The organism is Mesorhizobium sp. YIM 152430, from assembly GCF_029210365.1.
Classification (GTDB): domain Bacteria; phylum Pseudomonadota; class Alphaproteobacteria; order Rhizobiales; family Rhizobiaceae; genus Aliihoeflea.
This window is the reverse complement of record NZ_JARGES010000027.1, coordinates 16912-41565: the sequence shown is the minus strand read 5'-3', so window position 1 is coordinate 41565 and position 24654 is coordinate 16912. Positions and strand designations below refer to the sequence as shown.

At 62.0% G+C, this 24654-nt stretch carries 35 protein-coding genes; 24 read left to right on the top strand and 11 right to left on the bottom strand.

Annotated features, from left to right (window positions below; genetic code table 11):
• Window positions 1-26: 26 nt before the first annotated feature.
• From PZ895_RS07840 to PZ895_RS07830, 3 genes are read left to right on the top strand one after another with little or no spacing between them, the layout of a single operon-like run.
• Window positions 27-512: a hypothetical protein gene (locus tag PZ895_RS07840; protein WP_275838465.1), complete on the top strand. Its 486-nt coding sequence runs from the start codon at window positions 27-29 to the stop codon at window positions 510-512.
• Complete coding sequence (locus tag PZ895_RS07835) at window positions 499-942, top strand: helix-turn-helix transcriptional regulator (RefSeq protein WP_275838464.1); 444 nt, start codon at window positions 499-501, stop codon at window positions 940-942. Before PZ895_RS07840 ends, PZ895_RS07835 begins: the two co-directional genes overlap by 14 nt.
• Window positions 939-1328 (top strand): hypothetical protein, encoded by a 390-nt coding sequence (locus PZ895_RS07830; RefSeq protein ID WP_275838463.1) that lies wholly within the window; start codon window positions 939-941, stop codon window positions 1326-1328. Before PZ895_RS07835 ends, PZ895_RS07830 begins: the two co-directional genes overlap by 4 nt.
• On the opposite strand, the gene PZ895_RS07825 is transcribed toward PZ895_RS07830, so the two are convergent.
• On the bottom strand, window positions 1316-1738 hold the full coding sequence (locus PZ895_RS07825) for a DUF2493 domain-containing protein (protein ID WP_275838462.1): 423 nt from the start codon (window positions 1736-1738) through the stop codon (window positions 1316-1318). The two genes, PZ895_RS07830 and PZ895_RS07825, sit on opposite strands and share 13 nt — an antisense overlap.
• 648 nt (window positions 1739-2386) lie before the next feature.
• Here PZ895_RS07825 and PZ895_RS07820 point away from each other — a divergent pair.
• The 17 genes from PZ895_RS07820 to PZ895_RS07740 all read left to right on the top strand — a co-directional run bounded on the left by PZ895_RS07820 (window position 2387) and on the right by PZ895_RS07740 (window position 11303).
• Complete coding sequence (locus PZ895_RS07820; protein ID WP_275838461.1) at window positions 2387-2839, top strand: hypothetical protein; 453 nt, start codon at window positions 2387-2389, stop codon at window positions 2837-2839.
• Entirely contained in the window at window positions 2836-3087 is a 252-nt protein-coding gene (locus PZ895_RS07815) for a hypothetical protein (RefSeq protein ID WP_275838460.1), read from the top strand. The genes PZ895_RS07820 and PZ895_RS07815 overlap by 4 nt, the downstream gene beginning before the upstream one ends.
• A complete protein-coding gene (locus tag PZ895_RS07810; RefSeq protein ID WP_275838459.1) occupies window positions 3087-3230 on the top strand; it encodes a hypothetical protein in 144 nt (47 codons plus the stop codon). Before PZ895_RS07815 ends, PZ895_RS07810 begins: the two co-directional genes overlap by 1 nt.
• 79 nt (window positions 3231-3309) lie before the next feature.
• Window positions 3310-3513 (top strand): hypothetical protein, encoded by a 204-nt coding sequence (locus PZ895_RS07805; RefSeq protein ID WP_275838458.1) that lies wholly within the window; start codon window positions 3310-3312, stop codon window positions 3511-3513.
• Window positions 3514-3604: 91 nt separating this feature from the next.
• Window positions 3605-3772, top strand: coding sequence for a hypothetical protein (locus PZ895_RS07800; protein ID WP_275838457.1), 168 nt, complete (start codon window positions 3605-3607; stop codon window positions 3770-3772).
• Window positions 3769-4776 carry a PD-(D/E)XK nuclease-like domain-containing protein gene (locus PZ895_RS07795; protein WP_275838456.1) on the top strand — a complete coding sequence of 336 codons (1008 nt, stop codon included), beginning with the start codon at window positions 3769-3771 and terminating at the stop codon, window positions 4774-4776. Before PZ895_RS07800 ends, PZ895_RS07795 begins: the two co-directional genes overlap by 4 nt.
• A gap of 2 nt (window positions 4777-4778) precedes the next feature.
• A complete protein-coding gene (locus tag PZ895_RS07790; RefSeq protein WP_275838455.1) occupies window positions 4779-5465 on the top strand; it encodes an exonuclease domain-containing protein in 687 nt (228 codons plus the stop codon).
• Between the two features lies 1 nt (window position 5466).
• Entirely contained in the window at window positions 5467-6579 is a 1113-nt protein-coding gene (locus PZ895_RS07785) for a recombinase RecT (RefSeq protein ID WP_275838454.1), read from the top strand.
• The gene (locus tag PZ895_RS07780; protein ID WP_275838453.1) at window positions 6576-6791 is read left to right on the top strand and encodes a hypothetical protein; all 216 of its coding nucleotides are present in this window, start codon (window positions 6576-6578) and stop codon (window positions 6789-6791) included. Before PZ895_RS07785 ends, PZ895_RS07780 begins: the two co-directional genes overlap by 4 nt.
• Window positions 6791-7258 (top strand): hypothetical protein, encoded by a 468-nt coding sequence (locus PZ895_RS07775; protein ID WP_275838452.1) that lies wholly within the window; start codon window positions 6791-6793, stop codon window positions 7256-7258. The genes PZ895_RS07780 and PZ895_RS07775 overlap by 1 nt, the downstream gene beginning before the upstream one ends.
• Window positions 7258-7650, top strand: coding sequence for an HNH endonuclease (locus tag PZ895_RS07770; protein WP_275838451.1), 393 nt, complete (start codon window positions 7258-7260; stop codon window positions 7648-7650). The genes PZ895_RS07775 and PZ895_RS07770 overlap by 1 nt, the downstream gene beginning before the upstream one ends.
• The gene (locus tag PZ895_RS07765; protein ID WP_275838450.1) at window positions 7647-7934 is read left to right on the top strand and encodes a hypothetical protein; all 288 of its coding nucleotides are present in this window, start codon (window positions 7647-7649) and stop codon (window positions 7932-7934) included. Before PZ895_RS07770 ends, PZ895_RS07765 begins: the two co-directional genes overlap by 4 nt.
• Window position 7935: 1 nt before the next feature.
• Window positions 7936-8634, top strand: coding sequence for a hypothetical protein (locus tag PZ895_RS07760; RefSeq protein ID WP_275838449.1), 699 nt, complete (start codon window positions 7936-7938; stop codon window positions 8632-8634).
• Window positions 8631-8975: a hypothetical protein gene (locus PZ895_RS07755; RefSeq protein WP_275838448.1), complete on the top strand. Its 345-nt coding sequence runs from the start codon at window positions 8631-8633 to the stop codon at window positions 8973-8975. The genes PZ895_RS07760 and PZ895_RS07755 overlap by 4 nt, the downstream gene beginning before the upstream one ends.
• Complete coding sequence (locus tag PZ895_RS07750) at window positions 8972-9277, top strand: hypothetical protein (protein WP_275838447.1); 306 nt, start codon at window positions 8972-8974, stop codon at window positions 9275-9277. The genes PZ895_RS07755 and PZ895_RS07750 overlap by 4 nt, the downstream gene beginning before the upstream one ends.
• Before the next feature lie 154 nt (window positions 9278-9431).
• Window positions 9432-10421, top strand: a complete 990-nt coding sequence (locus tag PZ895_RS07745; RefSeq protein WP_275838446.1) for a site-specific integrase — start codon at window positions 9432-9434, stop codon at window positions 10419-10421.
• 705 nt (window positions 10422-11126) lie between these two features.
• On the top strand, window positions 11127-11303 hold the full coding sequence (locus tag PZ895_RS07740; protein WP_275838445.1) for a Flp family type IVb pilin: 177 nt from the start codon (window positions 11127-11129) through the stop codon (window positions 11301-11303).
• A 75-nt stretch (window positions 11304-11378) separates the two neighbouring features.
• Here the strand turns inward: PZ895_RS07740 and hupB are convergent, their stop codons facing one another.
• The 5 genes from hupB to PZ895_RS07715 form a co-directional block, all read right to left on the bottom strand.
• Complete coding sequence (hupB, locus tag PZ895_RS07735; protein WP_275838444.1) at window positions 11379-11651, bottom strand: DNA-binding protein HupB; 273 nt, start codon at window positions 11649-11651, stop codon at window positions 11379-11381.
• A gap of 200 nt (window positions 11652-11851) precedes the next feature.
• Window positions 11852-14260 (bottom strand): endopeptidase La, encoded by a 2409-nt coding sequence (gene lon / locus PZ895_RS07730; protein WP_275838443.1) that lies wholly within the window; start codon window positions 14258-14260, stop codon window positions 11852-11854.
• A 245-nt stretch (window positions 14261-14505) separates the two neighbouring features.
• The gene (gene clpX / locus PZ895_RS07725; protein WP_252926364.1) at window positions 14506-15780 is read right to left on the bottom strand and encodes an ATP-dependent Clp protease ATP-binding subunit ClpX; all 1275 of its coding nucleotides are present in this window, start codon (window positions 15778-15780) and stop codon (window positions 14506-14508) included.
• A gap of 291 nt (window positions 15781-16071) precedes the next feature.
• Window positions 16072-16707, bottom strand: a complete 636-nt coding sequence (locus tag PZ895_RS07720) for an ATP-dependent Clp protease proteolytic subunit (protein WP_275838442.1) — start codon at window positions 16705-16707, stop codon at window positions 16072-16074.
• A 114-nt stretch (window positions 16708-16821) separates the two neighbouring features.
• A complete protein-coding gene (locus PZ895_RS07715; RefSeq protein WP_275838441.1) occupies window positions 16822-17937 on the bottom strand; it encodes an FAD-dependent oxidoreductase in 1116 nt (371 codons plus the stop codon).
• A gap of 83 nt (window positions 17938-18020) precedes the next feature.
• On the opposite strand from PZ895_RS07715, the gene PZ895_RS07710 reads away from it, so the two are divergent.
• Complete coding sequence (locus tag PZ895_RS07710; protein ID WP_275838440.1) at window positions 18021-19262, top strand: cytochrome P450; 1242 nt, start codon at window positions 18021-18023, stop codon at window positions 19260-19262.
• 33 nt (window positions 19263-19295) lie between these two features.
• Here the strand turns inward: PZ895_RS07710 and PZ895_RS07705 are convergent, their stop codons facing one another.
• The 5 genes from PZ895_RS07705 to PZ895_RS07685 form a co-directional block, all read right to left on the bottom strand.
• A complete protein-coding gene (locus PZ895_RS07705; protein WP_275838439.1) occupies window positions 19296-19646 on the bottom strand; it encodes a cupin domain-containing protein in 351 nt (116 codons plus the stop codon).
• A gap of 18 nt (window positions 19647-19664) precedes the next feature.
• Window positions 19665-20948 (bottom strand): O-acetylhomoserine aminocarboxypropyltransferase, encoded by a 1284-nt coding sequence (locus PZ895_RS07700; RefSeq protein ID WP_275838438.1) that lies wholly within the window; start codon window positions 20946-20948, stop codon window positions 19665-19667.
• Window positions 20949-21054: 106 nt separating this feature from the next.
• Window positions 21055-21576: a CoA-binding protein gene (locus tag PZ895_RS07695; RefSeq protein WP_275838437.1), complete on the bottom strand. Its 522-nt coding sequence runs from the start codon at window positions 21574-21576 to the stop codon at window positions 21055-21057.
• The gene (locus PZ895_RS07690; RefSeq protein ID WP_275838908.1) at window positions 21573-21998 is read right to left on the bottom strand and encodes a VOC family protein; all 426 of its coding nucleotides are present in this window, start codon (window positions 21996-21998) and stop codon (window positions 21573-21575) included. Before PZ895_RS07690 ends, PZ895_RS07695 begins: the two co-directional genes overlap by 4 nt.
• Window positions 21998-22813: an enoyl-CoA hydratase gene (locus PZ895_RS07685; RefSeq protein WP_275838436.1), complete on the bottom strand. Its 816-nt coding sequence runs from the start codon at window positions 22811-22813 to the stop codon at window positions 21998-22000. The genes PZ895_RS07690 and PZ895_RS07685 overlap by 1 nt, the downstream gene beginning before the upstream one ends.
• 129 nt (window positions 22814-22942) lie before the next feature.
• Here PZ895_RS07685 and PZ895_RS07680 point away from each other — a divergent pair, with 129 nt between their 5' ends.
• The 3 genes from PZ895_RS07680 to rpsI all read left to right on the top strand — a co-directional run bounded on the left by PZ895_RS07680 (window position 22943) and on the right by rpsI (window position 24566).
• Window positions 22943-23404 carry a PaaI family thioesterase gene (locus PZ895_RS07680; RefSeq protein WP_275838435.1) on the top strand — a complete coding sequence of 154 codons (462 nt, stop codon included), beginning with the start codon at window positions 22943-22945 and terminating at the stop codon, window positions 23402-23404.
• Window positions 23405-23622: 218 nt separating this feature from the next.
• Window positions 23623-24090, top strand: a complete 468-nt coding sequence (gene rplM, locus PZ895_RS07675; protein ID WP_275838434.1) for a 50S ribosomal protein L13 — start codon at window positions 23623-23625, stop codon at window positions 24088-24090.
• Window positions 24090-24566, top strand: a complete 477-nt coding sequence (gene rpsI, locus PZ895_RS07670; protein ID WP_275838433.1) for a 30S ribosomal protein S9 — start codon at window positions 24090-24092, stop codon at window positions 24564-24566. Before rplM ends, rpsI begins: the two co-directional genes overlap by 1 nt.
• Window positions 24567-24654: the final 88 nt, after the last annotated feature.

Below are 24654 nucleotides of genomic sequence, written 5' to 3'. Positions count from 1 at the left end.
TTGCCGCTTGGGATTTGTTGACTTATATGGCAACACTTGATGAGCTAGCAGCTACCGGAGTGCTTGTCCGCGTACGTGTGCGGTTGAAGCGGACGGAATTTGAAGACCGTCGCTTTTATGCAGATCCGGGGTTTCTTGGATGGTTGAACACTGATGTTAAGGCGGCAAGATCGTTTTATCGAGACCATATCGCCCCGGCCCAGCAAGCGTTGGCAATCCTTCAATCTTACAATGCGGGGCATGCCTTCATCGGTTCGAGGATGTTCCAAAGAATGAGCCCCTCGTCCGATGATATCTGGGAAATGAGGACACCCGACCTGAGATTTTTCGGATGGGTTCCAACCAGAGATTGCTTCATTGCTGTGAAGGGTGACCTTTTCGAGAACCTCAAAAATGACAAGTCGCTCTATGAGCGGCACCGCATCGATGCCAAGTTACACCGAGCCGACACCGATCTTGACGAACCAAAATATCAAGCTGGAGCAAAGGAGGCCGACATTGTCTCAGAATGAATTGGAAGACGGCCACTTCTTCTTGCTCGACGAGAAGAGTGAATCCGTCGCGAGATTTGTCTCTCATGTTGGCAGTCAGCTGCAAAATGCCTTTCTGGCGAGGAAGGCTACTGATCACCTCACTCAGCAGCAGTTGGCGGCACTGCTTGACGTAGATCGCTCGCGTATTCACCGATGCCTGTCTGGCTATAGCAACCTAACGCTCGAAAGCGTCGCGGAATTGGTTTGGGCTCTCCGCGGGAATCCAAACTTTTCGATCGACTTGGATCGTCCCGCTGATCGTGGCTGCAATAATTTGCCGACGGCCGAACAACACAGCGATTACCCAGCTGCAAATCGCTCAAGCTCGGGGACAACGGGTTCCAATACGTTTGTTCGAGTAGGTGCTGTGACCACTGCCCGGACAAACCGGCTGGAGACTACAAATTGAAAATCCGCGCAGAAACAGTGTTTTGCGATGATGTCCGCTTAGAGAATACAGGCAAGCATATTTTGATCGGAGTGTATGGCTCAGATATTGTCCCTGGCGTCATGCCTGCAAATCTTGGTATTTCGCTCTGGACTCGCGTGTATGGGCTCGCGAAGGGAAAACATCATTTTCACATGGTCCTTTCCGGTCCAACCGGTCGCTCGAAATTTGAGGCTACAGGCGACACGGATATTACCTCAAGTGATGCCCCGGCAGTGTTTGCCATGGCCGGGCTGCCTGTTGAGGTGCCGTCCGCTGGTGAAATAACTGTAACGTATGCATTTGATGGTGGGCCGACGATCGAAGCTGGGAAAATCCGGGTACTTGCCCCGCCTCAAGCAGGCTGACCAATTTTCGTAGAAATTGGACACGACGGCCCCGCTTCGGCGGGGTTTTCTTTTGCTGACGCCTCTATGACCCGGAGACCCGCCGTACGAGCACGCCGCACCATGTCTGCCGTGCCGCGACCGCCCGGGAATGCGATGACGACATCGGGCTTGCCCTCATCGATCATGCGCTGATTGCGGATCGGGCCGGCGGCCGGGCCATGCTTCCGCCAGTCCGCCCGGAACGTCTCGACTGGAATGCTCGAAATCTCACCGAAGATGCGAGCGCCCGTATCAGCGCCAGGAGCGCCGCCCTCGATGATCGCGGAGAACCCGTGCTGGGCATTCAATCGCGTGAGCTGGTCGAGCATCCAGTGTTTCTCATCGGTGGACGTTCCGAAGTCTCGGCCACCGCAAATCAGAACCCGCATAGCACCTTCCTTCTGGTTTCAGACTTCACCCGATCTTCAGGCATAGCTATCAATTAAGACGGAGGGTGAGGTATGGCCCTCAACCTATCCGATCCCATTCCAACCTGAGCCTGTCAGGGGTCCAGCGCTTTATCGACCAGGCTGACTTCCGGATGCTCCCGGTGGCGTCTTGGGGGCCTGCACTCCCGGCTGTGAACCGGCATTCGCGCCAGAACCTCACCGCTTTCGTCGTTTATTCTCGCCTTGGCAGACGAGGAAGGCCGTCTCAGAGCCCGCGCTTACTAACCTCATGCTGTCCATATGCCGGTTAGCCCGATCTCTCGAAGCATCTCGGCACGTAAGCCCCGGATTTTGGGAGGTTCCGGAACCCGTTGGGAGGTTTTTCAATTGATGCCTCGGCGCGTTATGTTATAACTAAGCCGAGATTTGGCAGCGGATAAAACGTCCCACGGTCAAAACCGCTACCAACGCCCGCCGAAAGCCTGAACCGCTTCGGCGGGCTTTCTTTTTCGCGCATCGATCTGGCGCGGTCAATCTCATATCGCATTTTTTTCGATAAGCCCTCTTGTAGCGCATCGCATTTTCTGCGATATTCCCTCCATCAGCCACCCGCCACCCCGGCAAGGCTGGCACAGATGGAGAGCAGCGATGTCCGCACTTCGCACCACTGCAGAAGACCTGACCACGGCGCTGGTATCGGCGACGTTTGGCGCGACACCGGCTGTCCGCTGGGTCGAGGACGAGGACACCGGCGAGCGCGTCGGCTGGGTCCGCGTGCATGGAGACGGCTGGGAATGGCGCGCTGGCAGTGAGGAAGGCTACGGCCGGTCGATCGACGACTGCCTTGCCCGGATCGAGAGTGCCGTCCTGCGCCAGCGCAAGTATGCCGAAATCGACGCGAGGCGCGCTGCCGAGCTTGCCGCCCTGCCCCAGCCCCTCCGCGATCTGCGCATGATCCGCGACACGGCCAAGACGCAGCTCGCGATCGAGGAAGCGCGGACCGTGCGCCGGCCCGACGATTTGGCGGTGGCCCAGCGCGCCTATGACGCTGCGGTCATGGAATACGAAGTCGCCGAAAGGCAGATGGCGGAGGCGGCATGACCTACCCCAACGAAGCTCTCACCGACATCTGCCGCCAGCTTCTGGATGAGTGGGATTTGACCCCTGACCAGATCGCGAACCTCGCCAAGAACATTCCCGGTGAATGCGCTGCGATGTCCGACAACCGCGCCGAGGCCGCATGGCAGGACCGACAAGAGCGCCTGATGGAAAGCGGCGGGCCTGACGACAGCGCCTATCGCCGCGACATGATCGCAGCCGGTCGCGGCCATTTGCTGGGAGGCGCGTGATGGTTTTCCGCGTCCACTTCGACGGCTCCGAGCCCATCGACGTCTCCGCTGAAACGCCAGCGCAGGCCCGCAAGGAAGCCGCTGCCCGCCGGCCGGGAGCGGTCATCCGCAAAATCAAGATCGTCCGCGAGGCGGCCGCATGATCCGCACCGCCTCCGCCCTTTTCCTCGCCTTTCTCGCCGGCTGCCTTCTGGTTGCCGCCTACACTGGAGCCATTCTGTGATGAGCGAACATGAGAAACTAGTCGTCTGCGATGTGTGGGGTGGAGAGAATAGTCAAGATTGGGTGGCACGGTTCATCCGGTCGGTCGATGTCGCGCTTGAGGTCGCCCGCCAAGAGTTGGCTGCCGGCTATCTCGTCAACCTGCGGGCAGAGGCGGTCTTTGGTCCTAACAGCGAATTCGACAATCGGAGCGCTGTGCAATGACCGGCTTCACTCACTTCGCCATCGTCCATCCCTTCCGCTTGATCGCCGCTGCGATCCTTCTCGTCTCCATCGTCGACAAGGGGCCGTGGGCATGAGCGCCAAGAAGCAGCCGGTCGAGCCCGACATTCACGCTCTCGGCTTTCTCGAATACCGCGCCCGCCAGCTCTTGCGTCAGTTGCGCGCCGAGTTCGGCACCGGCGGCACCAAGGAGCTCCTCGAGCGCATCCAGAACGATTTGGACGAAAGGGAACTGCGATGAACAAGCACGCGAACGACGAAGCATTCGAGCTCGCCGGCAATGCTGCGGCGCGCGTCGTCCAGAACCTCGGCAAGGAGCGCCGGTGGGACGGCAAGCAAATCACGGCCGATGGCGTCTACGCCATGGTGCCGATCGACACCTATCACCGCGACACCGATCTGTTCGACGGGTTTTCGATCTCTTCGAGCGGACTTCGTGCCGTCCTGCGCCGCCCGTCCGAATACTGGTGGTCGAGCCCGTACAATGCGGACGCCGAGGAGCAGGACGAGAAGCCGGCCCTGAACTTCGGCAAAGCCGCTCACATGCTCCTGCTCGGTGAGGAAGGCTTCGCGGAGCATTATGCTCTGCGGCCGGCGAAGTACGAGGACGACAAGGGCGCCTGGAAGCCTTGGAACGCTAACGCCAACGCCTGCAAGGAATGGCTGGCGAAGCAGGCGACCGCTGGCAAGACCGTCATCACCGAAACCGAGATCGGCCATATCCGCCACATGCGCGACGCTCTGTCGAAAAAGGAAGCCGTTCGCATCGGCATCCTGAACGGCAAGATCGAGCGGTCTATCTTCCATCGCGCCGGCGACATCTGGCTCAAGGCCCGGCCCGACGTCATCCCGATGGACGGCGGCGACTTCGTCGACCTCAAGACCGCGGCGTCGGTCGACGACGAGAGCATCGCCAAGGCGATCTACAGCCACGGCTACCACGTCCAGGCTGGCTTGATGCGCCTGATCGTCCGCGAGGTGCTTGGTGCCGACGCGTTCACGTCCTTCACCTTCGTCTTCGTAGAGAAGACCGCGCCTTACGACGTCCGCGTGATGCAGTTGAAGGACAGCGACATCGATCTCGGCGAGCGCCAGGCGCTGCAGGGCATCAAGGTTCTGCGCGAGTGCCTGCGCCGCCAGGAGTGGCCCGGTTACGACGGGTTCGACCAGCACATCTCATTCACGGAAATGCCGGGTTGGGCGCGGACGCGCATCGACACGCAGCTTAACGCGGAGGCCGCATAGCCATGAAGATCCGTGTCATCGATTTCGAGACCACTGGCGTTCCCGAGGATCAGGTCAAAGGCGTCTGCGAGATTGGTTGGACTGACCTTTCCGACGACTGGCGGATGAACGGGCCTCACGCGATGTTCGTCAACCCCGGCCACCCCATTCCGGCCGTCACACGCGCGATTCACCACATCTGCGACGCTGACGTTGCGAATGCTGTTTCCCCGGATGTGGCGTTTCGCCATTTGATGGCAGGCATGGAGCCAGGCGATGCCTTCGCCGCGCACAATGCCAAGTTCGAACGCGCATTCTTTGGTGGTGGGGCGTTTCCATGGATCTGCACGCTTCAGTGCGCACGGCATCTTTTCCCCGAGGCGCCGGGCCATTCCAATCAGGTGCTCCGGTATCATCTCGATATCGACAGCGACGGGATGGACTTCGATGCGGCAATGCCACCGCACCGGGCAGGCCCTGACACACTCGTCACGGCCTACATCCTTCACCGACTGATCTTCGCGTCCAGCGTGCAGCGCTTGATCGAACTGACGAGCGAGCCTGTCGTGCTGCGCAATGTCACGTTCGGCAAGCATCGCGGGGCCAAGTGGGCCGCCCTGCCACACGACTACCTGCAGTGGGTCGCGTTCAAGTCCGATCTTGGGCCGGACGAGAAACACACCGCGCGTCACATTCTCGGAGCCAACTGATATGAACCAGATCGCCACCACCGACCGATCGACCATGAACTCGGTCGCAATCTCGACCGGCGCGAATGGATCGAGCCTCGCCCCACAGAGCCTCGCTGACGTCGTGCGTTTTGCAGAGGTCATGTGCCGCGCCGACATTGCGCTGCCCAAGCACCTTCGCGGGAATGCCGGCGCGTGCATGGCCGTCGCGATGCAGGCCCTCGAATGGCAGATGAGCCCGTTCGCCGTCGCTTCCAAGTCCTATGCCGTGAACGGCGCAATTGCCTACGAGGCGCAGTTGATCGCCGCAGTCGTCAACACGCGCTCGGGCATCAAAGGCCGGCTGAAATACTCGTTCGAGGGCAGCGGGGCCGAAATGACCTGTACCGTCGTCGGCACGCTCGACGGCGAGGAATGCTCGTACACCTCGCCCCCGATCGGGACGATCCCGACGAAGAACTCGCCGCTCTGGAAATCCGACCCGCAGCAGCAGCTCGGCTACTTCTCCGCGCGGTCATGGGCGCGGCGGCACTGCCCCGAGGTGATCCTAGGCGTCTACGACCGCGACGAGGCCCAGCAGTTCCAAGGCCCCGACAACGCGAAGGACATCACGCCCTCCATCATGCAGCGCCTTCAGGAACGGCAGAATTCACCACAGGAGGACGCGGGCGCGCGCGAAGGCTTCAGCGCGGACCACGTGACCCGCGAGACGGATACGCTCTCTGGTGGCCCGGCAATCGAACAACAGACCTCGTCGGGCGCCCCCTCGTCCGACGAGAACGGCAGCGGCGATCCCGCCCCTCAAGACGCCGCGGCCGGCGAATCCTCCTCCCAGGAGAGCGGCCAGAGCTCGGAGGCCGGTGGCGACAATGCGCCGGCCTCCGAGCCTGCCGATCCGACATGGCTCTCAACCTTCGCCAAGGTCATGGTTGCGGCGATCGGTCCCGACGAAGGCGATATCGTCCAGGTGTCGAAAGGCCTGTTCAAGGATGGCCTGACAGACGACCAGCGCGCTCGGGCCCGGAAGATCGTCGACTATTGCCGGCAGGTCGCGCGGAAGGAGATCGAGCGGGACGACGCGGTCGACATCATCGCCGGGATTGCGGGCGTCGAGGCTGGGGAGTTGGCAGCATGAACCCGCTGGCATGGTTCTTCATCATCATCGACCGCAGGAAGGCCGCACGCCGCTATGCGGAGGCCGTCAGGCGCTATCATGTGATCGCCGGGCAGATCGAGGCCCGCAAGGCTGCGCGCCGCGCATGGAAGTTCCTTGAGGGCGAATTGGCCTCTTGCCGCCGCACAATGCTTGAGTGCGAGATCGTCATGCGCCGAAAGGCAGGTGTTTGATGGCCTACGCTGCCACGACGAACGTCGCCGTCTCTAAGACGAAGGGCGAGATCGATGGCCTCCTGCGCAAACACCGCGCCGCTGGCTTCGGCATCTTCGAAGAGCAGACCCGCGCCATGCTCGTGTTCGAGATGTCGAGCCGGCGCATCGTCTTCCACCTTCCACTGCCGAACCAGATGGACAAGCAGTTCATCATGACGGAGCGAGGCAAGACCCGTTCGGCCGATTCCGCAATGGCCGCATGGGAGCAGGCTTGTCGGTCCCGCTGGCGCGCGCTCTTCCTCTGCATCAAGGCGAAGCTGGAGAGCATCGAAAGCGGCATCGAGACGTTCGAGGACGCATTCCTCGCCCATATCCAGATGCCCGACGGTCATTCCGTTTCGGAGCATGTGCGGCCGCGCATCGCCAGCGCCTATGAGACTGGATCAATGCAGCCGCTGCTCCCGGCGCCGAAGGGAGGTGCGTGATGCCACGAGCAGTCAAGGAGTGGATCGGAAAGACACCAGACAGCAAAGTCCCGCCGCGCGTCCGCCTGCGCATCCTGCGAGCCTATGACGGCTGCTGCTACCTTTCGGGCCGGCCGATCGCGCCAGGCGAGCCATGGGAACTCGAGCACAAGGTCGCGCTCATTCTCGGAGGCGAGCACCGCGAATCCAATCTGGCGCCGGCGCTTGCCGAGTTCCACAAGGCCAAGACCGATGCCGTCGCCAAAAAGCATCTGCGCATCGTCGACGACGGCCCGAAGATGCAGGGCCAGCCCTTTGCCACCACGAAAACCCGCGCCGAGAAGAAGGCCAAGGCAGCCGACAAGCTGCCCCTGCCCGCTCGACAGCGCCCGCTTTATAGAGCCGCACGATGACCACCACGCCCGCCCCGAATGACGACCTGGTGCGCGAATTGCGAATGCGCGCGAAGAATCATGCGAATCGCCCGACACGGGAATTGTGCGAGCGAGCCGTCGCAGCGCTCGAAGCTCAAGCCAAAGAGATAGAGGCGTTGAGATCGGCGAATGATGCTCTGCGCGCCGCGATTTCATGGATTGAGCCGCCTTTCGTGGACGACCTCACCCCACATCAAGAGCTTCGTTTTCGCGTGAACCAGTGCGTGAAAGACGCCAAGCGCACCGCCCTGAAAGGAGCCTGACATGACCCCCATCGAACAGGCGCGGGAAGCGCTCAAGCCCTGCCCGTTTTGTGGTAGCGATAACGTATCGCTCTCCGCATTTGATGCTGCGTGCCTTTCGTGTGGCGCGGCCCATCCGCATGGGGGCGAAGCTTGGAACCGCCGCGCTTCCCCCTCCCTTCCCGTAGATGGGGTGGGGGCGGAACCTGTCGTCTGGCGATACAAGGATGAAGGTAGCGGCATATGGCACTATGTCGAAGGATTTGAACCGGTTCGTCGGGAGCACCGACAACCACTCTACGCCGCGCCCCTCGCCTCTCCAGAAGCCGAAGCACGGCTGCGGGAGCGGGTGGCGGAGTTGGAGGCTGAAAATATCCGTATGGCATTCGCACTCAAGCAAGCACCAAGCCAGAGACATTTCGATATTCTTGTCGAAGCGATGGCCGAAGTGAAAGCTACGTCTGATGGTGGGTCAGATCAGCCGATAGCCGACATTGTGGCAGGGTGTATTGCAGAAATAACAGCCCTGCCTGCCGAAGCCCGTCTCGCACAAGCCGAGGGCGGGCCAGCGGTGACAGACGACGCCGTGCGACGGGCCGGCGATATTCTCATGCAGCATGGCCTCAACGCTCCGGAACCGGTGATTTACCAGGCTGCGCGCGCGGTCCTCGAAGCCGCCCTCCGTCCCCAATCGGCGGCAGGGGAGGAAGGGAAGCCATGAGCATGAAACAGTTCGATGCCGACTTGATGGAGCTTCTGGCGCACAACAAGCAATGCCTAGAAGCCCTCGATTTTCACCAGCGCCGCGACGATATGATTTGGGCGGCAATCCAAGGCGTTACAGACCCGTCAAGCAAGAGAAGGCTTCTTTCCGCCTATCGGATGCTTGAACCATCCGACGCGCCATACAAAGGTGCAAAACAGGAAAGAGCAAGCGGCTTGCGGTGGTGGCTGTTTAAGCGGCTTTCATCTCTTGGTTGGTGGATTTGTCCAGAGCCGCACAAGTCCCGCCTGCAATCAGCTATGCCGTCGTGGAAGGCCCTTCAGGAGCGCCAGCCATGAAGACGCCAAGGGAGATAATCGCGCGGGCCTACGACCGTGAGCAGGCAGCGCAGATGGGCGAACCGGACCCATGGCAGGACGGCACCCATCACCCCGAATGGAAGGGCAGTCTCGGATGCGCAGACGTGGCTATCGCCGCTCTCGCTGCCGAGGGGTTCAGCATCGTGGAGACAGGGCTTGTCGAGCAAGCGTTCCGCGATGGGGTGACCTACGGCACCGTCTGCGACGTGACCGATATCGATAAGGCATGGGAAACCTCTGCCGTCCGCGCCCGCTCTACAAGGGAGGGGAAGACAGAATGAGCCGTGCCACAGCATATACCCCTCGCACCCTTGCTGAGCGCTGGGACTGCTCGGAACGCCATATCCGCAACATGATCGCGGATGGGGAATTGCCAGCCTTCCGCCTGGGCGGCAAACTGCTGCGGATCAGGGGCGAGGACGTGGAGAAGATCGAATGCCAGAATGGCGCATCACCAAGCTCGGAGACGAACTCTGCGTCACCTGGGACGACCCCACCGTCGCCAGCGGACGACGGCGTTATCGACTTGGAACATCAGATCCAAAAGAGGCGCGTCGCCTCGCCCCGGCTCGATATGCCGAACTCACGCGTCCGCGCGGGACGACGGTAGAGGACATCTGGGCGGGCTATCGGCTGGACAAGGCCGGTAGGTCGATCGCCGAAACCATGAAATACACATGGAAGGCGCTGGCGCCTTGGTTCGCCAGCGTCGAGGCCGTTGAGGTCACCACGGCCGATTGCCGCGCCTATGTCGAAGCGCGAAGGCAGGCCGGGAAGAGCGATGGCTCGATTCACACCGAACTCGGCCATCTTCGATCCGTGCTGGTCTGGGCATGGAAGCAGCGGATGATACCACACGCGCCGCATATCGAGCGGCCGACCAAGCCGAACCCGAAGGACGGCTATATCACGAAGGATGAAGCCGCAAAGCTCATGGACGCGACGAACGCGCCGCATGTTGCCCTGGCGATCATGCTGATGATCGGCACTGGCGCACGAAGCGAGGCGGCGCTGCAACTGACGTGGGATCGGGTGGATTTCGCGCGAGGAATCATCCACCTGCGCAATCCGTTCGACAAGGCGAAGCGCAAGGGCCGCGCCTCGGTGCCGATTAACGGCAAGCTGCGCGCTGCGCTCGACGTAGCCCACAAGGGCGCGTTGTCGCCCTACGTGATCGAATGGGCAGGCGGGCCAGTAAAGTCCATTCGGAAGGGCATCAAGACCGCAGGCGAGGCGATCGGCAGGCCCGACGTGTCACCGCACATGCTCCGGCATTCGGCTGCGGTCTGGCTGGCCGAGGACGGCCACTCCATGGATGAAATCGCGCAATTCCTTGGGCACGACAATCCGCGCATCACCTATCGCGTCTATGCCCGCTATTCGCCAGGCCACCTGCGCAAGCTCGCGTCGTCGCTGGAGTTCTGATTTACGAAGTGCGCTTTGACACGGCGAACCTGACTTTTGAGAACGAAACGCGAAACCATGCCGGAAACGACCCATTTACGAAGGGTGCGGTTCCCAGAGTTCCGCATGGTTCAGGTAAGCCCACGAAGTTTACACCGAAGATGTCGGCGGTTCGAGCCCGTCATCGCCCACCATGTTTTCCAAGGAACTCATCGTTCCAGCCCTTGACCGCCACGAAAAGCCGCTTGCGCGGAGGCATTTTTCACGCCCGCCATAATGCTTTTTCGGGTGTAACGTCTTTTCTGCGGACAGCGGGGAGACCGCGTTCCCGTCGTCACAGGGATCCTTGCCGCAGCAGGCGGGAGGCAGGCTTCGAGGAGCACTTCCCGATCCTGCCATGCAGCAGGCCATATCTCGGTGTCCACGAAACCGGCAGCAGGCCAGGCATGTTGGTCTCCTGTCCGCTTTGGGACAGAACCGGCCATGCTTCGTGACGTTCCATCCGCGCTCTGGGGCCAGGTGGTTTTCACGCGTTTCATCCTTGGAGACGGGCCGCGCGACACCGCCCCGCGGCTCGCTTCGTCCAAGTAATTCAAGTTTTAAGTTTCATACGACTTTAACTACGCGAAACGTAGCGGTTGGTTAACCTTCCCGCTTAAGCAGATTGCAATATGCCCCCTCTAGATTGAGCCTTGTCACAAAGCGGGGACAAGGAGCCCAATTCCAATGAAGAACCTTCTGAAGCGTTTCCAGAACGACGAGTCCGGCGCAACCGCCATCGAATATGGCCTGATCGCCGCCCTCATCGGCGTCGTGATCATCGTCGGCGCCGGCCAGGTCGGCACGGCCCTGAACACGAAGTTCCAAGGCATCGCGACAAGCGTCGGAACCGCAGGCAACTAAGACCTGATCACCCTTCCAAAAAAAGAGCCGGTTTTCGCCGGCTCTTTTTCGTTTCACCTACAGGAAGAAGTGAATTCAGTTCACATTGTCCTTGAGGCCCTTGCCGGCCGAGAATTTCGGCACGTTGCGGGCCGGAATCTGGACTTCGGCGCCCGTCTGCGGGTTGCGGCCGGTCGAGGCTTCACGGCGCGAGACCGAGAAATTTCCGAAGCCGACCAGACGCACGTCGCCGCCCTTCTTCAGTTCGCCGGAGATCGTGGAAAACACGGCATCCACTGCAGACTGCGCATCGGCTTTGGAAAGGTTCGCTTCCTCGGCAACCGCGGCGATGAGCTCGTTCTTGTTCATTAAAAACTTCCTTTCATTTGAAAGGCCGGAAAACTGGGTTCTGCCGGCAGCGGGCGGAGTGTAGTCACACAGCGCGCCTGCAACCAAGCGAAAAGCTGGCCTTGGGGGCGCAAAATCCCAGCTTTTCCGCGGTTTTTCAATCGAAAAGCCGGGCGCGAGGCCCGGCTTTCGCAATTATCAGACGGTTTGTTGCAACCCGGTCAGTGCGCAAGGCTCGCGGAGGCCGAATCGTCGGACGGCACGGGCGTCGCCGCAGCCGTCTCAGTCCATTCGATCGGCTCGGGCTGACGGATCAGCGCGTGTTGCAACACTTCTCCGACGCGGCTGACCGGCACGATTTCCAGAGCATTCTTCACATTCTCAGGAATGTCGGCCAGATCCTTCGCATTCTCCTCGGGAATCAGCACCTTCTTGATGCCGCCGCGAAGGGCCGCGAGGAGCTTTTCCTTGAGACCGCCGATGGGCAGGACGCGGCCACGCAGCGTGACCTCACCGGTCATGGCAATGTCCTTGCGGACCGGAATGCCCGTCAGCACTGAGACGATGGCCGTGACCATCGCGATGCCGGCGGACGGACCGTCCTTCGGCGTCGCGCCCTCGGGCACATGGACGTGGATGTCGCGCTTGTCGAAGAGCGGCGGCTCAATGCCGAAATCGATCGCGCGCGAGCGGACATAGGACGCGGCGGCCGAAATCGACTCCTTCATGACGTCCTTCAGATTGCCCGTCACCGTCATCTTGCCCTTGCCGGGCATCATGACACCTTCGATCGTCAGCAATTCGCCGCCGACCTCGGTCCAGGCAAGGCCCGTGACGACGCCGATCTGATCCTCGCCGTCGACCTGTCCGAAGCGATAGCGCTGGACGCCGAGATAGCCATCGAGGTTTTCGACGGTCACTTCGACCGACTTGACCTTGGTGCGCAGGATTTCCGTCACCGCCTTGCGCGCGAGCTTCATCAACTCGCGTTCGAGATTGCGCACGCCCGCTTCCCGCGTATAGGTGCGGATCGTCTCGCGCAGCGCCTCGTCCGTCACCGAAAACTCGCCGGTGTTCAACGCATGGTCGCGAATGGCCTTGGGCAGCAGGTGCCGGCGGGCGATCTCGACCTTCTCGTCCTCGGTGTAGCCGGCGATCCGGATGATCTCCATGCGGTCCATCAGGGCCGGAGGGATGTTGAGCGTATTGGCTGTCGTCACGAACATCACGCTCGACAGGTCGTATTCGACCTCGAGATAGTGATCCATGAAGGACGAGTTCTGTTCAGGATCGAGCACTTCGAGAAGCGCCGAGGACGGGTCGCCGCGGAAATCCTGGCCCATCTTGTCGATCTCGTCGAGCAGGAAGAGCGGATTGGACTTCTTCGCCTTCTTCATCGACTGGATGACCTTGCCGGGCATCGAGCCGATATAGGTGCGGCGGTGGCCGCGAATCTCGGCCTCGTCCCGCACGCCGCCGAGCGCCATGCGAATGAACTCGCGGCCGGTCGCCTTGGCGATCGACTTGCCAAGCGAGGTCTTGCCGACGCCGGGAGGGCCGACAAGGCACAGGATCGGACCCTTGAGCTTCTTCTGCCGGCTCTGGACCGCCAGATATTCGACGATGCGTTCCTTGACCTTGTCGAGGCCGAAATGATCGGTGTCCAGCACGTTCTGGGCGAATTCCAGGTCCTTCTTGACCTTGGAAGGCTTGCCCCACGGGATCGACAGCAGCCAGTCGAGATAGTTGCGCACGACGGTCGCTTCGGCCGACATCGGCGACATGGTGCGCAGCTTCTTCAACTCCGCATCCGCCTTCTCGCGGGCTTCCCTGGTCAGCTTGGTCTTCTTGATACGGTCTTCCAGTTCGGCCGCCTCGTCGCGGCCGTCCTCGCCCTCGCCGAGTTCCTTCTGGATCGCCTTCATCTGCTCGTTGAGGTAGTATTCGCGCTGCGTCTTCTCCATCTGGCGCTTGACGCGCGAGCGAATGCGCTTTTCCACCTGCAACACGGAAATCTCGGCTTCCATGAAGCCCATGGCCTTTTCCAGCCGCTCGCGCACGGAGAGCGTGGCAAGCATTTCCTGCTTTTCGGGAATCTTGATCGCCAGATGCGAGGCGATCGTGTCGGCGAGCTTCGAGTAATCCTCGATCTGGCTCGCGGCACCGACGACCTCGGGCGAAATCTTCTTGTTCAGCTTGACGTAGTTTTCGAAGTCCGAGACGACCGAACGCGCAAGCGCCTCGATCTCGACTTCCTCATCCTCGGTCTCCGCCATCAGTTCGGCCGCGGCCTCATGATGATCCTCGCGATCGGTGAAGGAGGTGATCCGCGCGCGGGCGGACCCCTCGACCAGCACCTTGACGGTGCCGTCGGGCAGCTTCAGCAATTGCAGCACGCTGGCGACGGTGCCAATCTCGTAGATGCCATCGGCCTGCGGATCGTCGTCGGCGGCATTCTTCTGGGTGGCAAGCAGGATCTGCTTGTCCGATCCCATGACTTCCTCAAGCGCACGGATCGACTTCTCGCGACCGACGAAGAGCGGCACGATCATGTGCGGAAAAACCACGATGTCGCGCAGCGGCAGAACGGCGTAGGTCGTCTGGCCGGGGGCGCTGGAGAGCTTGGTCATATTCCAACCTTTCTGTCCGCGACCGCCGTGAAGCAGCCAGCCGCGAATCTCATATTAGCGGCGTCAAGGCCTTCCGCCTATTGCCCTGAGAGACAAGGACACGAATTGAGCAGCACGGAAGACCTGGCACCCGAATAGCACTTAGGTGGCGTCTGACTCCAGGCAGATCAAGACGCAGGCTGCCGCAACGTCGCCATGCCCGAAACGCATGGCGGGCGTGAGGCAAGCCCACGCCCGAATTGCAATCACGCGCTGGCGGAGCCTTTTTCGTGCTCGCGCTCAGAATAAATGTAGAGCGGACGGGCCGAACCCTGCACCACGTCGTCGGAGATGACGACTTCCTGAACGCCTTCGAGCGCGGGAAGCTCGAACATGGTGTCGAGCAGGATCGCTTCCATGATGGAGCGCAGGCCGCGCGCGCCGGTCTTGCGCTCGATCGCCTTCTTGGCGATGGCCGAAAGCGCGCTCTCGTGGAAGGTGAGTTCCACGTTCTCCATCTCGAACAGGCGCTGGTACTGCTTGACGAGCGCGTTCTTCGGCTCGGTCAGGATCTGGATAAGTGCCGGCTCGTCCAGGTCCTCGAGCGTCGCCAGGACCGGCAGACGGCCGACGAATTCGGGGATGAGGCCGAACTTCAGCAGATCCTCGGGCTCCACCTGGCGAAAGAGATCGCCCGTGCGCCGGTCTTCCGGAGAGGCGACATTGGCGCCGAAGCCGATCGAGGTCTTGCGGCCGCGGTCGGAGATGATCCGGTCGAGCCCGGCAAAGGCGCCGCCGCAGATGAAGAGGATGTTGGCGGTGTCGACCTGGAGGAACTCCTGCTGCGGATGCTTGCGGCCGCCCTGCGGGGGAACGGACGCGACGGTGCCTTCCATGATCTTCAACAGCGCCTGCTGGACGCCCTCGCCCGAGACGTCGCGGGTGATCGACGGGTTGTCGGACTTGCGCGAGATCTTGTCGATCTCGTCGATATAGACGATGCCGCGCTGCGCCCGCTCGACATTGTAATCGGCCGACTGGAGCAGCTTCAGGATGATGTTCTCGACGTCCTCGCCGACATAGCCGGCCTCGGTGAGCGTCGTCGCATCGGCCATGGTGAAGGGCACGTCGATGATGCGGGCGAGCGTCTGGGCGAGCAGCGTCTTGCCGCAACCCGTCGGGCCGATCAGGAGGATGTTGGACTTCGCCAGTTCGACGTCGTTCGACTTCGACGCGTGGGCGAGGCGCTTGTAGTGATTGTGGACGGCGACCGACAGCACACGCTTGGCGTAGGGCTGGCCGATGACGTAATCATCCAGAACCTTCAGGATTTCCTGCGGCGTGGGAACGCCCTCGCGCGACTTCACCATCGAGGATTTGTTTTCCTCGCGGATGATGTCCATGCACAATTCGACGCATTCGTCGCAGATGAAGACCGTCGGGCCTGCGATCAGCTTGCGAACCTCGTGCTGGCTCTTGCCGCAAAACGAGCAGTAGAGCGTATTCTTGGAATCGCCACCGCTGTTGCTGATCTTGCTCATTTGGTACGTCCTTTCGGCACCGCTCTCCGGCACCGCCCCAACACGGCGCCGAATCTAAATTCTAAGGCGGGCGACCCGCCCTGCCAAGAATGTCGCATCAGTGAACCCAATTCGCTCCGAGATGCAAAACGCGAATTGGCCCCCTGTCTGCAAATCCCCAGCTAAAAGCTAAGCCTGCTATCATTGAACATCGGCTTAACCTAGAAGCCCGATGTCCCGGTGGAAACAGCCTATTGTGACGGAATTGCCGCGTTTCGCGTCAAAACCGCGTCATCGGCCGTTCAAAAGGCATCATCCGGCCGGCTTGTCGCCCTCGGTCGCCTCGCGCTCGGAAATGACGCGATCGATCAGGCCCCAGGCCTTCGCCTCTTCCGACGTCATGAAGTGATCGCGGTCGAGCGTCTTTTCGATCGTCTCGTAATCCTGGCCGGTGTGCTTGACATAGACCTCGTTCAAGCGGCGCTTGAGCTTGATGATGTCCTGTGCGTGGCGCTCGATGTCCGACGCCTGGCCGGAGAAGCCGCCAGAGGGCTGATGCACCATGATGCGCGCGTTCGGCGTGGCGAAGCGCATGTCCTTGTGGCCGGCGCAAAGCAGGAGCGATCCCATCGAAGCGGCCTGACCGATGCACAGCGTCGAAACGGCCGGCTTGATGAACTGCATCGTGTCGTAGATCGCCATGCCCGAGGTCACCACGCCGCCTGGCGAGTTGATGTAGAGGTTGATTTCCTTTTTCGGATTCTCGGCCTCGAGAAAGAGAAGCTGCGCGCAGACCAGCGTCGCCATCCCGTCCTCCACCGGGCCGGTGATGAAGATGATCCGTTCTTTCAGAAGGCGCGAGAAGATGTCGTAGGCGCGCTCGCCGCGATTGGTCTGCTCGACCACCATCGGCACGAGGCTCATATAGGTTTCGACGGGATCTCTCATGTCTCTTCCTTCAAGGGATTGTCGGCCCGGACGGACCGAATCTGAATGGTCGCTGCTGGCCCTTAAATAGGATGGCCGGTTCGGCCTGCGCAAGAGCGGCCGAATGGTGTCGTATCAGGCCGTTTCATTGGCTTGATCGGCTCGCATCCAGTGACGCAACGTCGCCAGATCGCCGGTCTCCACCGCATCGGCGACACGCCGGCCAATGGCGGCGCCGAACTTGTACCCGTGGCCCGAACAGGCAGAGACGACGAGCGCGTGGCCGATATGTGCGCTGTAGAAGGTCTCGTCATGCGTGAAGGTGTAGACGCAGCTTGCCGTCGACGCGATCCGGTACTCGTCGAGCCGGGCGATGGACGGTGCGAAATGGCGAACGATCCGGTCCCCCTCCTCCGGCGCCATTTCGCGATCGCCGTCGGCATCGGCCGTCACCTGACGGTGCAGTCCGGTGCCGAATTTCAAGCCGCCATCCCCGGAAGGCGGGATGATGTAGCCCTCGTCTTCCGTGCCGACGTCGAGCAGCGTGGGAGCTGCCGCCCACGCCTCCCGCAGATCGGCCGGCGGGTCGAGATAGGCGACCGCGGTGCGATAGGGCTGGAGGTCGACGGCAAGGTCGGGAAAAAGATTGAGCACCCAGCCTCCGGCCGTGACGACGAGACTGTCGGCGGCAAGCAGCGACCCGTCTGCAAGCGTCAGCGTCGCGCCGTCGACATCGACGCCGACAACCTTCGTGTTCTCTCGCACATCGGCTCCGTTGGCCCGCAGCCATTCGGCGATGCCGGTCGCGATGCGGCGGCAGTGCAGCGCACCGCCTTCATCCGAATAGAGCGCGTAGCGCAGGCCCCTCTCCTCGATGAACGGCCAGCGGGCGACGGCCTCGCCCGCCTCGACGATCTCGAACGGATGGCCGCCATCCGCAAGGCCCTCGCGATGCACGTCCGCCGCGTCGCCTTTTTCATAGGAAAGGCACAGGCAGCCGCGATGGTCGTAATGCTTCTGCCCGAGATCCTGCCAGAGCGCGTTCCAGGCCGAGAACGCCTCGTCGATCTGTGCCGCATAGCCCAGATGCGCGCCATAGGCGCGGCGGATGATGCGGTGATGATCGCCGGACGCGGCGAGCGGATTGGGGATCGGTCCCTGCTCGATCAGCGTCACGTCATGCCCGCGCTTCGTCAGAGCCCACGCCGTCGAAAGGCCCGAAATGCCGGCGCCGACCACAATGGTCTTCATCGTCCCTGTATCCCTCGTACCCTGTCCGCTGGCCTACCATAAGGACTGGAACCGGACAGACAAGTCGCGCTAGACGCTCAAGCATGACCCTGCCCGCGACCCTCCAGTTCGATCCCGCCACGCTTCAGCTCCGCCTCGACCCGCACGATGCGGCTTTCTTTCAGGATCCGTATCCGACCTATGCCCGGCTTCAGGCGCAAACTCCGGTTTTTTATTGGGAAGATTTCGGCACGTGGTGCGTCGCCTCCTACGAAGGCGTCAACCGAGCCTTGCGCGACCGCAATTTCGGCCGCGAAAAGCCGGGCGGCTATGTCGATTATGTCTCACGGTCGGGCGACCGCTCGCATCTGGCTGATTTCGACGCCGTCGAGGCGCGCTCGATGCTGGAGTTGGAGCCGCCCGTCCACACGCGGCTGCGCACGCTCGTCAACCGCGCCTTCGTCTCGCGTCAGGTCGAGCGGCTGCGCCCGCGCGTCGAGGAACTGGCGCATGAGCTGATCGACGGTTTTGAGGCGAAAAGGCCCGTCGATCTCATCCCAGCCTTCGCGACGCCGGTGCCGATCGTCGTCATCTGCGAGATGCTGGGCGTTCCGGTGGAAGCCGGGCCGCAGCTCCTCGACTGGTCGCACCGCATGGTCGCCATGTACATGCACGGACTGACACGCGAGATCGAGGCCGACGCCAATCGTGCCACGGCCGAATTTTCCGCCTTCATTCGCGATCATGCCCGCGCGAAGCGCGCCGCGCCGGCGGACGATCTCCTCAGCCTCCTCAATTCGGCGCATGAAAACGGCGAGAAGCTGACCGAGGACGAACTCGTCGCCTCCGCGATCCTGCTTCTCAATGCCGGGCACGAGGCGACGGTGCATCAGACCGGCAATGCCATCCGCACGATCCTGAAACAGGGCGGCGACCCGCGCCGGTTCTTCACCGACGCAGCGATGACGGCCGCCACGGTCGAGGAATGCCTGCGCTTCGACGCGCCGCTGCACATGTTCAACCGTTTTGCGGCGACGGATTGCGAGATCGCGCCGGGCGTCTCCGTCAAGGCCGGCGAGCGCATCTGGCTGATGCTGGGAGCAGCGAACACGGATGCGGCTGCCTTCGCCGATCCCCTCGTCTTCCAACCCGGCCGCGCGGACCAGAAGAACGTCTCCTTCGGCGCCGGCATTCATTTCTGCATTGGCGCGCCGCTGGCGCGGCTGGAAATGCAGGCGTCGCTGAAAATGCTGTTCGAGAGGTTGCCGGGGCTGAGGCTGGCCGAGGAGCCGCGCTATCGCGACACCTATCATTTTCATGGATTGGAGCGATTGGTCGTGGAGTGATGAGGGCGCGCGACGGAGCGCTGCCTTTCGACCCTAAACCCGCACCACATATTCCTTGCGCGTCGTCTCGACGACTTCCCAGCTTCCCTTGAAACCCGGGCGGAGCACGAAGCTGTCGCCGGCCTTCACCGTGCGCGCGGCGCCGCCGTCCTCGGTGATGACGGAGACGCCGGAGAGGATGCGGCAATATTCCCACTCGTCATATTCGATGCGCCACTTGCCGGGTGTCGATTCCCAGATGCCGGCGAACAGGCCGTTGCCGGCCTCCTCGATGTTCCAGGTGCGGAACTGCGGATTGCCTTCGATCACGCGCCCTTCGGCCGGTTGCCCCGCCTCGGGGTCTATTCCCGAAATGCCGAGACCGACGATATGGCTGACATACATGGCGTCCTCCCGTGATGATCAGGCTTTCGCCAGCGCCTGTTCGAGGTCGGCGATTATGTCGGCGACGTCCTCGATGCCGACCGACAGGCGGATGACGTCGGGGCCAGCACCGGCCGCCGTCTGCTGCTCGTCCGACAATTGGCGGTGCGTGGTCGAAGCCGGGTGGATGATCAGCGACTTGGTGTCGCCGATATTGGCAAGGTGCGAGAAGAGCTCGACGCCCTCGACGACCTTGACGCCCGCCTCGTAACCGCCCTTCAGGCCGAAGGTGAAGACGGCCCCCGCGCCCTGCGGGGCATATTTCTTCTGCAAGGCGTTGTTCGGGTCGTCGGCGAGGCCGGGATAGGAAACCCACTCGACCTTGTCATGCGTCTTCAGCCATTCGGCGACCTTCAGCGCATTGTCGCAATGGCGCTGCATCCTGAGCGGCAGGGTTTCCAGGCCCGTCAGGATCATGAAGGCGTTGAAGGGCGAAATGGACGGGCCGAAATCGCGCAGGCCGAGCACGCGGCAGGCGATGGCGAACGCGAAATTGCCGAAGGTTTCGTGCAGGACGATGCCGCCATATTCCGGGCGTGGCTCCGACAGCATCGGATAGTTGCCGGATTTCGACCAGTCGAACGTGCCGCCATCGACGATGACGCCGCCCATGGAATTGCCGTGACCGCCGATGAACTTGGTCAGCGAGTGGACGACGATGTCCGCGCCGTGCTCGATCGGGCGCAGGAGGTAGGGCGAGGCCATTGTGTTGTCGACGATCAGCGGCAGGCCGTGTCTGTGCGCGATCTCGGCGATCGCGGCGATATCGACGAAGGTGCCGCCGGGATTAGCGAGGCTTTCGATGAAGATGCCGCGCGTCCTGTCGTCGATCTGGTTCTCGAAGGTCGACAAATCATTGGTATCGCCCCAGCGCACCTCCCAGCCAAAATTCTTGAAGGCGTGGCCGAACTGATTGATCGAACCGCCATAAAGCCGGCGCGCGGCGACGAAATTGTCGCCCGGGCGCATGATCGTGTGGAAGATCAGGAGCTGCGCCGCGTGGCCGGAAGCCGTCGCCAGCGCTGCCGTGCCGCCCTCGAGCGCGGCCAGGCGTTCTTCGAGCACGGCCTGCGTCGGGTTCATGATGCGGGTGTAGATGTTGCCGAACGCCTTCAGACCGAAGAGCGAGGCGGCATGGTCGGCGTCGTCGAAGACGAAGGACGTCGTCTGATAGATCGGCGTCGCACGGGCGCCGGTCGCCGGATCGGGCTGCGCGCCCGCGTGAACCGCCAAGGTGTTGAAGCCGGGTGCGCGCTGCGCCATCGTACGTCCTCCAGATGAATGCAAATTGTCAGGCCGGCACAGTCATCGCAAAGCGCCGGGCCAAAAGCAAAGACGAATGTTGCGCGCCGGGGCGGTCCGGTGGCAACTATTTCTGCCGGATACCGAAGCTCTGGAAGCCGGAGCGCATGATCGGCTTTTTCGACGAGATGACGCCGCTGTTGACGCCGTTCCAGCCGATTTCGCCCGCAAGCCTGGCATATTCGATCTTGGGGCAGCGGTTCATGACGACTTCGATGCCGGCGGTTTCCAGCCGCTTGGCCGCAACGTCGTCGCGCACGCCAAGCTGCATCCAGACGACCTTCGGCAACGGGTCGAGCGCCAGCACCTCCTCGACGATGGCCGGCACGGCATTCGAGGCGCGGAAGATGTCGACCATGTCGATCGGCTCGGGGATGTCGGCGAGCTTCGCATAGGTCATGCGGCCGAGGATGTCCCTGCCGGCATGGCCCGGATTGACCGGAAACACGGCGTAGCCCTTGTCGATCAGATATTTCGCGACGAAGAAGGACGGGCGCACGTCGTTCGCCGAGGCGCCGACGATGGCGATGGTCTTCACCTTGTTGAGAATGCCCGTGATGTAGGAATGATCGTAGGAATCGTGGTTCATTGCGGCAGCGCGATGCGCCCCTCCCCGTCGATCGGAAAGCCGGGATTGTGCGCGACTTCCCACAAGTGCCCCTCGGTATCGGCAAAATAGCCCGCATAACCGCCCCAGAAGGCGCGCTCGGGCTTTTTAACGATGCGACCGCCCGCCGCCTTCGCCGCTGCAATCACCTCGTCGACCTCGGCATCCGAACGCGTGTTGTAGGCGAGCGCGATACCGGCAAAGCCTGTCGGACGATTTTCGATTCCCGCGTCCTTCGCGAGGTCGGCCCGTGGGAACAGCGACAGGATCATGCCCCCCATCTGAAAGAAGGCGACGCCGTCGGTAATGCCCCGATGCCGCGTCAGGCCCATCTCCTGATAGAAGCGGACCGCGCGGTCGAGGTCGTCCACGCCGAGCGTGACGATGGAGATGCGCGGCTCCATCATTCGTCGGTCCACTCCGGCTTGCGCTTCTCGACGAACGCGCCGATTCCCTCGGCGGCGTCGCGCGCGAGCATGTTCTCCACCATCACCCGGCCTGCATAGTCGTAGGCTCCCGAGAGGCTCATCTCGGCTTGCGCATAGAAGGCTTCCTTGCCGATCTTCAGCGTGAGGGCGGATTTCGACGCGATGGTCTGGGCGTATTTGCCGACGATCTGGTCGAGATATTCGGGCGGCACCACGCGGTTGACCAGGCCGAATTCGCGCGCCGTCGTCGCCTCGATCATCTCACCCGTCAGAAGCATCTCCATCGCGTGCTTGTGCGAGATATTGCGCGACAGCGCCACCATGGGCGTCGAGCAGAAGAGACCTATATTGACGCCGGGCGTGGCGAAGGTCGCTTCGGTCGTCGCTATGGCGAGGTCGCAGCTTGCGACGATCTGGCAACCGGCTGCCGACGCGACGCCGGCCACGACGGCGATGACGGGCTTGGGATGGCGCACGATCTCCTGCATGAGCGAGCCGCACGCCGTCATCAGTTCCTCGAACCAGACGCGGCCGCCATCGGCGTCGGAGCGGTGCGCCGTGATCTCCTTCAGGTCGTGACCAGCGGAAAAGACCTTGCCCACGGCAGCGATGACGACCACCCGCACGGCTGCGTCGTCCTTCGCTGCGGCCAGATGGCGGCGCAGCGTCGCGATCATCTCCATCGACAGCGCGTTTGCCGGCGGCGCATCGAGCACGATGCGCAAGACCGGACCTTCACGCTCGGCGCGCGCCGGCTCGGTCCTGACCGATGCAAGGGCAGTCACATTCATTGCCAAATCTCCCTGACGTCCTTGCCGACCCTTAGCATCAAAGAAGAAGCGTTTCATGCCCCCTGAAGCGCACTTGCGTTTGCCTGGCGTTGCATGTTCCTTGGCGCGACGAGGATGGAAGGAGAAGACATGCACGGATCGAAGCCGTCGAACGTTCCTACGCCGGTGATGAATGCGGACGAGGTGAACTCGTTGCTCAGGCAAGTCTACCCGCAGCTCAACGAGGATTTCGCCGCCTATTATGCGACGGACGTCTTTCCGGGCGGCTGCACGGTGCGGCTCGACGCCGACCATCGGCACCTGCGCCCCGGCAACACCGTCTCCGGCCCTTCCCTCTTCACGCTCGCCGACATCGGCGGCTATGTGTGCGTGCTTTCCCATGCCGGCCCGGATGCGCTGTCCGTCACCACCAATCTCAACATCAACTTCATGCGCAAGGCCCAAGCAGGCCCCATCGACGGCAATTGCCGCATCCTGAAGCTCGGGCGCAGCCTGATGGTCTTCGATATCGAAATGGTCAGCGGACCCGACCGGCAGGTCGTCGCGCACGCCACCGGAACCTATTCGATCCCGCCGAAGCGTCCGAAATGACGCGGTAAAATAATACCGCATCACTAACTTATTGTTTTATATCGTTATTTTTTGCGGCATGACTCACTCTGCTGCTTGACGACGCGGAACCTCGAACGTATAAGCCGATCCCAACGCGCCTCCGATCCCGGAGGCCGTTTTTGTTGGCGGCTTCGGACGCCAACGCAAGCAACAAGAAATGCCTTCCTTCGTGAAGGACCCAACGAAAGACAGAAACCATGAAGACCTTTTCGCAGAAGCCTGCGGACGTGGTGAAGAAGTGGGTCGTGATCGACGCCGAGCATCTCGTCGTCGGCCGTCTGGCCTCCATCGTCGCCAACCGTTTGCGCGGCAAGCACAAGCCGACTTTCACGCCGCATGTCGATGATGGCGACAACGTCATCATCATCAATGCCGACAAGGCCGTGTTCACCGGCAAGAAGTTCACCGACAAGGTGTACTACTGGCACACCGGACATCCCGGCGGCATCAAGGAGCGCACCGCGCGCCAGATTCTCGAAGGCCGCTTTCCCGAGCGCGTCATCGAAAAAGCCGTTGAGCGCATGATTCCGCGCGGCCCGCTCGGCCGTCGCCAGATGAAGAACCTGCGCGTCTATGCCGGCTCCGAACATCCCCACACCGCTCAGACGCCCGAGACGCTCGACGTCGCCGGCCTGAACAAGAAGAACACGAGGGTCTTCAAATAATGGCTGAACTCAATTCTCTCCAGGACCTGGGCCAGGCGACCGGCTCGACCGAGCAGGCCGCTCCGGTTCACGTCCAGAAGCTCGACAAGCAGGGCCGCGCCTATGCCACCGGCAAGCGCAAGGACGCCATCGCGCGCGTCTGGGTCAAGCCAGGCTCGGGCAAGATCATCGTCAACGAAAAGGAATTCGGCGCCTATTTCGCGCGCCCGGTCCTCCAGATGGTGCTCCAGCAGCCGATCGTCGCCGCTGACCGCAACGGCCAGTACGACATCATCGCCACCGTCGCCGGCGGCGGCCTTTCGGGCCAGGCCGGCGCCGTTCGTCACGGCATCTCCAAGGCCCTGACCTATTACGAGCCGGGCCTTCGCGCCGTGCTCAAGAAGGGCGGCTTCCTGACCCGCGATTCGCGTACGGTCGAGCGCAAGAAGTACGGCAAGGCCAAGGCCCGTCGTTCGTTCCAGTTCTCGAAGCGCTAGGCGTTTCGCATTCGGAACTTCGAAAAGCGGGCCTTCGGGTCCGCTTTTTTCGTTCCACAACTGTGCTATTTGCCATGGTCTGGAAGGA

Excerpts from the sequence above, each read along its gene's own strand:
- PZ895_RS07840 (WP_275838465.1), top strand. The coding sequence starts at position 27 with ATGGCAACACTTGATGAGCTAGCAGCTACCGGAGTGCTTGTCCGCGTA.
- PZ895_RS07825 (WP_275838462.1), bottom strand. The coding sequence starts at position 1,738 with ATGCGGGTTCTGATTTGCGGTGGCCGAGACTTCGGAACGTCCACCGAT.
- PZ895_RS07820 (WP_275838461.1), top strand. The coding sequence starts at position 2,387 with ATGTCCGCACTTCGCACCACTGCAGAAGACCTGACCACGGCGCTGGTA.
- PZ895_RS07815 (WP_275838460.1), top strand. The coding sequence starts at position 2,836 with ATGACCTACCCCAACGAAGCTCTCACCGACATCTGCCGCCAGCTTCTG.
- PZ895_RS07810 (WP_275838459.1), top strand. The coding sequence starts at position 3,087 with ATGGTTTTCCGCGTCCACTTCGACGGCTCCGAGCCCATCGACGTCTCC.
- PZ895_RS07805 (WP_275838458.1), top strand. The coding sequence starts at position 3,310 with ATGAGCGAACATGAGAAACTAGTCGTCTGCGATGTGTGGGGTGGAGAG.
- PZ895_RS07800 (WP_275838457.1), top strand. The coding sequence starts at position 3,605 with ATGAGCGCCAAGAAGCAGCCGGTCGAGCCCGACATTCACGCTCTCGGC.
- PZ895_RS07795 (WP_275838456.1), top strand. The coding sequence starts at position 3,769 with ATGAACAAGCACGCGAACGACGAAGCATTCGAGCTCGCCGGCAATGCT.
- PZ895_RS07790 (WP_275838455.1), top strand. The coding sequence starts at position 4,779 with ATGAAGATCCGTGTCATCGATTTCGAGACCACTGGCGTTCCCGAGGAT.
- PZ895_RS07785 (WP_275838454.1), top strand. The coding sequence starts at position 5,467 with ATGAACCAGATCGCCACCACCGACCGATCGACCATGAACTCGGTCGCA.
- PZ895_RS07780 (WP_275838453.1), top strand. The coding sequence starts at position 6,576 with ATGAACCCGCTGGCATGGTTCTTCATCATCATCGACCGCAGGAAGGCC.
- PZ895_RS07775 (WP_275838452.1), top strand. The coding sequence starts at position 6,791 with ATGGCCTACGCTGCCACGACGAACGTCGCCGTCTCTAAGACGAAGGGC.
- PZ895_RS07770 (WP_275838451.1), top strand. The coding sequence starts at position 7,258 with ATGCCACGAGCAGTCAAGGAGTGGATCGGAAAGACACCAGACAGCAAA.
- PZ895_RS07765 (WP_275838450.1), top strand. The coding sequence starts at position 7,647 with ATGACCACCACGCCCGCCCCGAATGACGACCTGGTGCGCGAATTGCGA.
- PZ895_RS07760 (WP_275838449.1), top strand. The coding sequence starts at position 7,936 with ATGACCCCCATCGAACAGGCGCGGGAAGCGCTCAAGCCCTGCCCGTTT.
- PZ895_RS07755 (WP_275838448.1), top strand. The coding sequence starts at position 8,631 with ATGAGCATGAAACAGTTCGATGCCGACTTGATGGAGCTTCTGGCGCAC.
- PZ895_RS07750 (WP_275838447.1), top strand. The coding sequence starts at position 8,972 with ATGAAGACGCCAAGGGAGATAATCGCGCGGGCCTACGACCGTGAGCAG.
- PZ895_RS07745 (WP_275838446.1), top strand. The coding sequence starts at position 9,432 with ATGCCAGAATGGCGCATCACCAAGCTCGGAGACGAACTCTGCGTCACC.
- PZ895_RS07740 (WP_275838445.1), top strand. The coding sequence starts at position 11,127 with ATGAAGAACCTTCTGAAGCGTTTCCAGAACGACGAGTCCGGCGCAACC.
- hupB (WP_275838444.1), bottom strand. The coding sequence starts at position 11,651 with ATGAACAAGAACGAGCTCATCGCCGCGGTTGCCGAGGAAGCGAACCTT.
- lon (WP_275838443.1), bottom strand. The coding sequence starts at position 14,260 with ATGACCAAGCTCTCCAGCGCCCCCGGCCAGACGACCTACGCCGTTCTG.
- clpX (WP_252926364.1), bottom strand. The coding sequence starts at position 15,780 with ATGAGCAAGATCAGCAACAGCGGTGGCGATTCCAAGAATACGCTCTAC.
- PZ895_RS07720 (WP_275838442.1), bottom strand. The coding sequence starts at position 16,707 with ATGAGAGATCCCGTCGAAACCTATATGAGCCTCGTGCCGATGGTGGTC.
- PZ895_RS07715 (WP_275838441.1), bottom strand. The coding sequence starts at position 17,937 with ATGAAGACCATTGTGGTCGGCGCCGGCATTTCGGGCCTTTCGACGGCG.
- PZ895_RS07710 (WP_275838440.1), top strand. The coding sequence starts at position 18,021 with ATGACCCTGCCCGCGACCCTCCAGTTCGATCCCGCCACGCTTCAGCTC.
- PZ895_RS07705 (WP_275838439.1), bottom strand. The coding sequence starts at position 19,646 with ATGTATGTCAGCCATATCGTCGGTCTCGGCATTTCGGGAATAGACCCC.
- PZ895_RS07700 (WP_275838438.1), bottom strand. The coding sequence starts at position 20,948 with ATGGCGCAGCGCGCACCCGGCTTCAACACCTTGGCGGTTCACGCGGGC.
- PZ895_RS07695 (WP_275838437.1), bottom strand. The coding sequence starts at position 21,576 with ATGAACCACGATTCCTACGATCATTCCTACATCACGGGCATTCTCAAC.
- PZ895_RS07690 (WP_275838908.1), bottom strand. The coding sequence starts at position 21,998 with ATGGAGCCGCGCATCTCCATCGTCACGCTCGGCGTGGACGACCTCGAC.
- PZ895_RS07685 (WP_275838436.1), bottom strand. The coding sequence starts at position 22,813 with ATGAATGTGACTGCCCTTGCATCGGTCAGGACCGAGCCGGCGCGCGCC.
- PZ895_RS07680 (WP_275838435.1), top strand. The coding sequence starts at position 22,943 with ATGCACGGATCGAAGCCGTCGAACGTTCCTACGCCGGTGATGAATGCG.
- rplM (WP_275838434.1), top strand. The coding sequence starts at position 23,623 with ATGAAGACCTTTTCGCAGAAGCCTGCGGACGTGGTGAAGAAGTGGGTC.
- rpsI (WP_275838433.1), top strand. The coding sequence starts at position 24,090 with ATGGCTGAACTCAATTCTCTCCAGGACCTGGGCCAGGCGACCGGCTCG.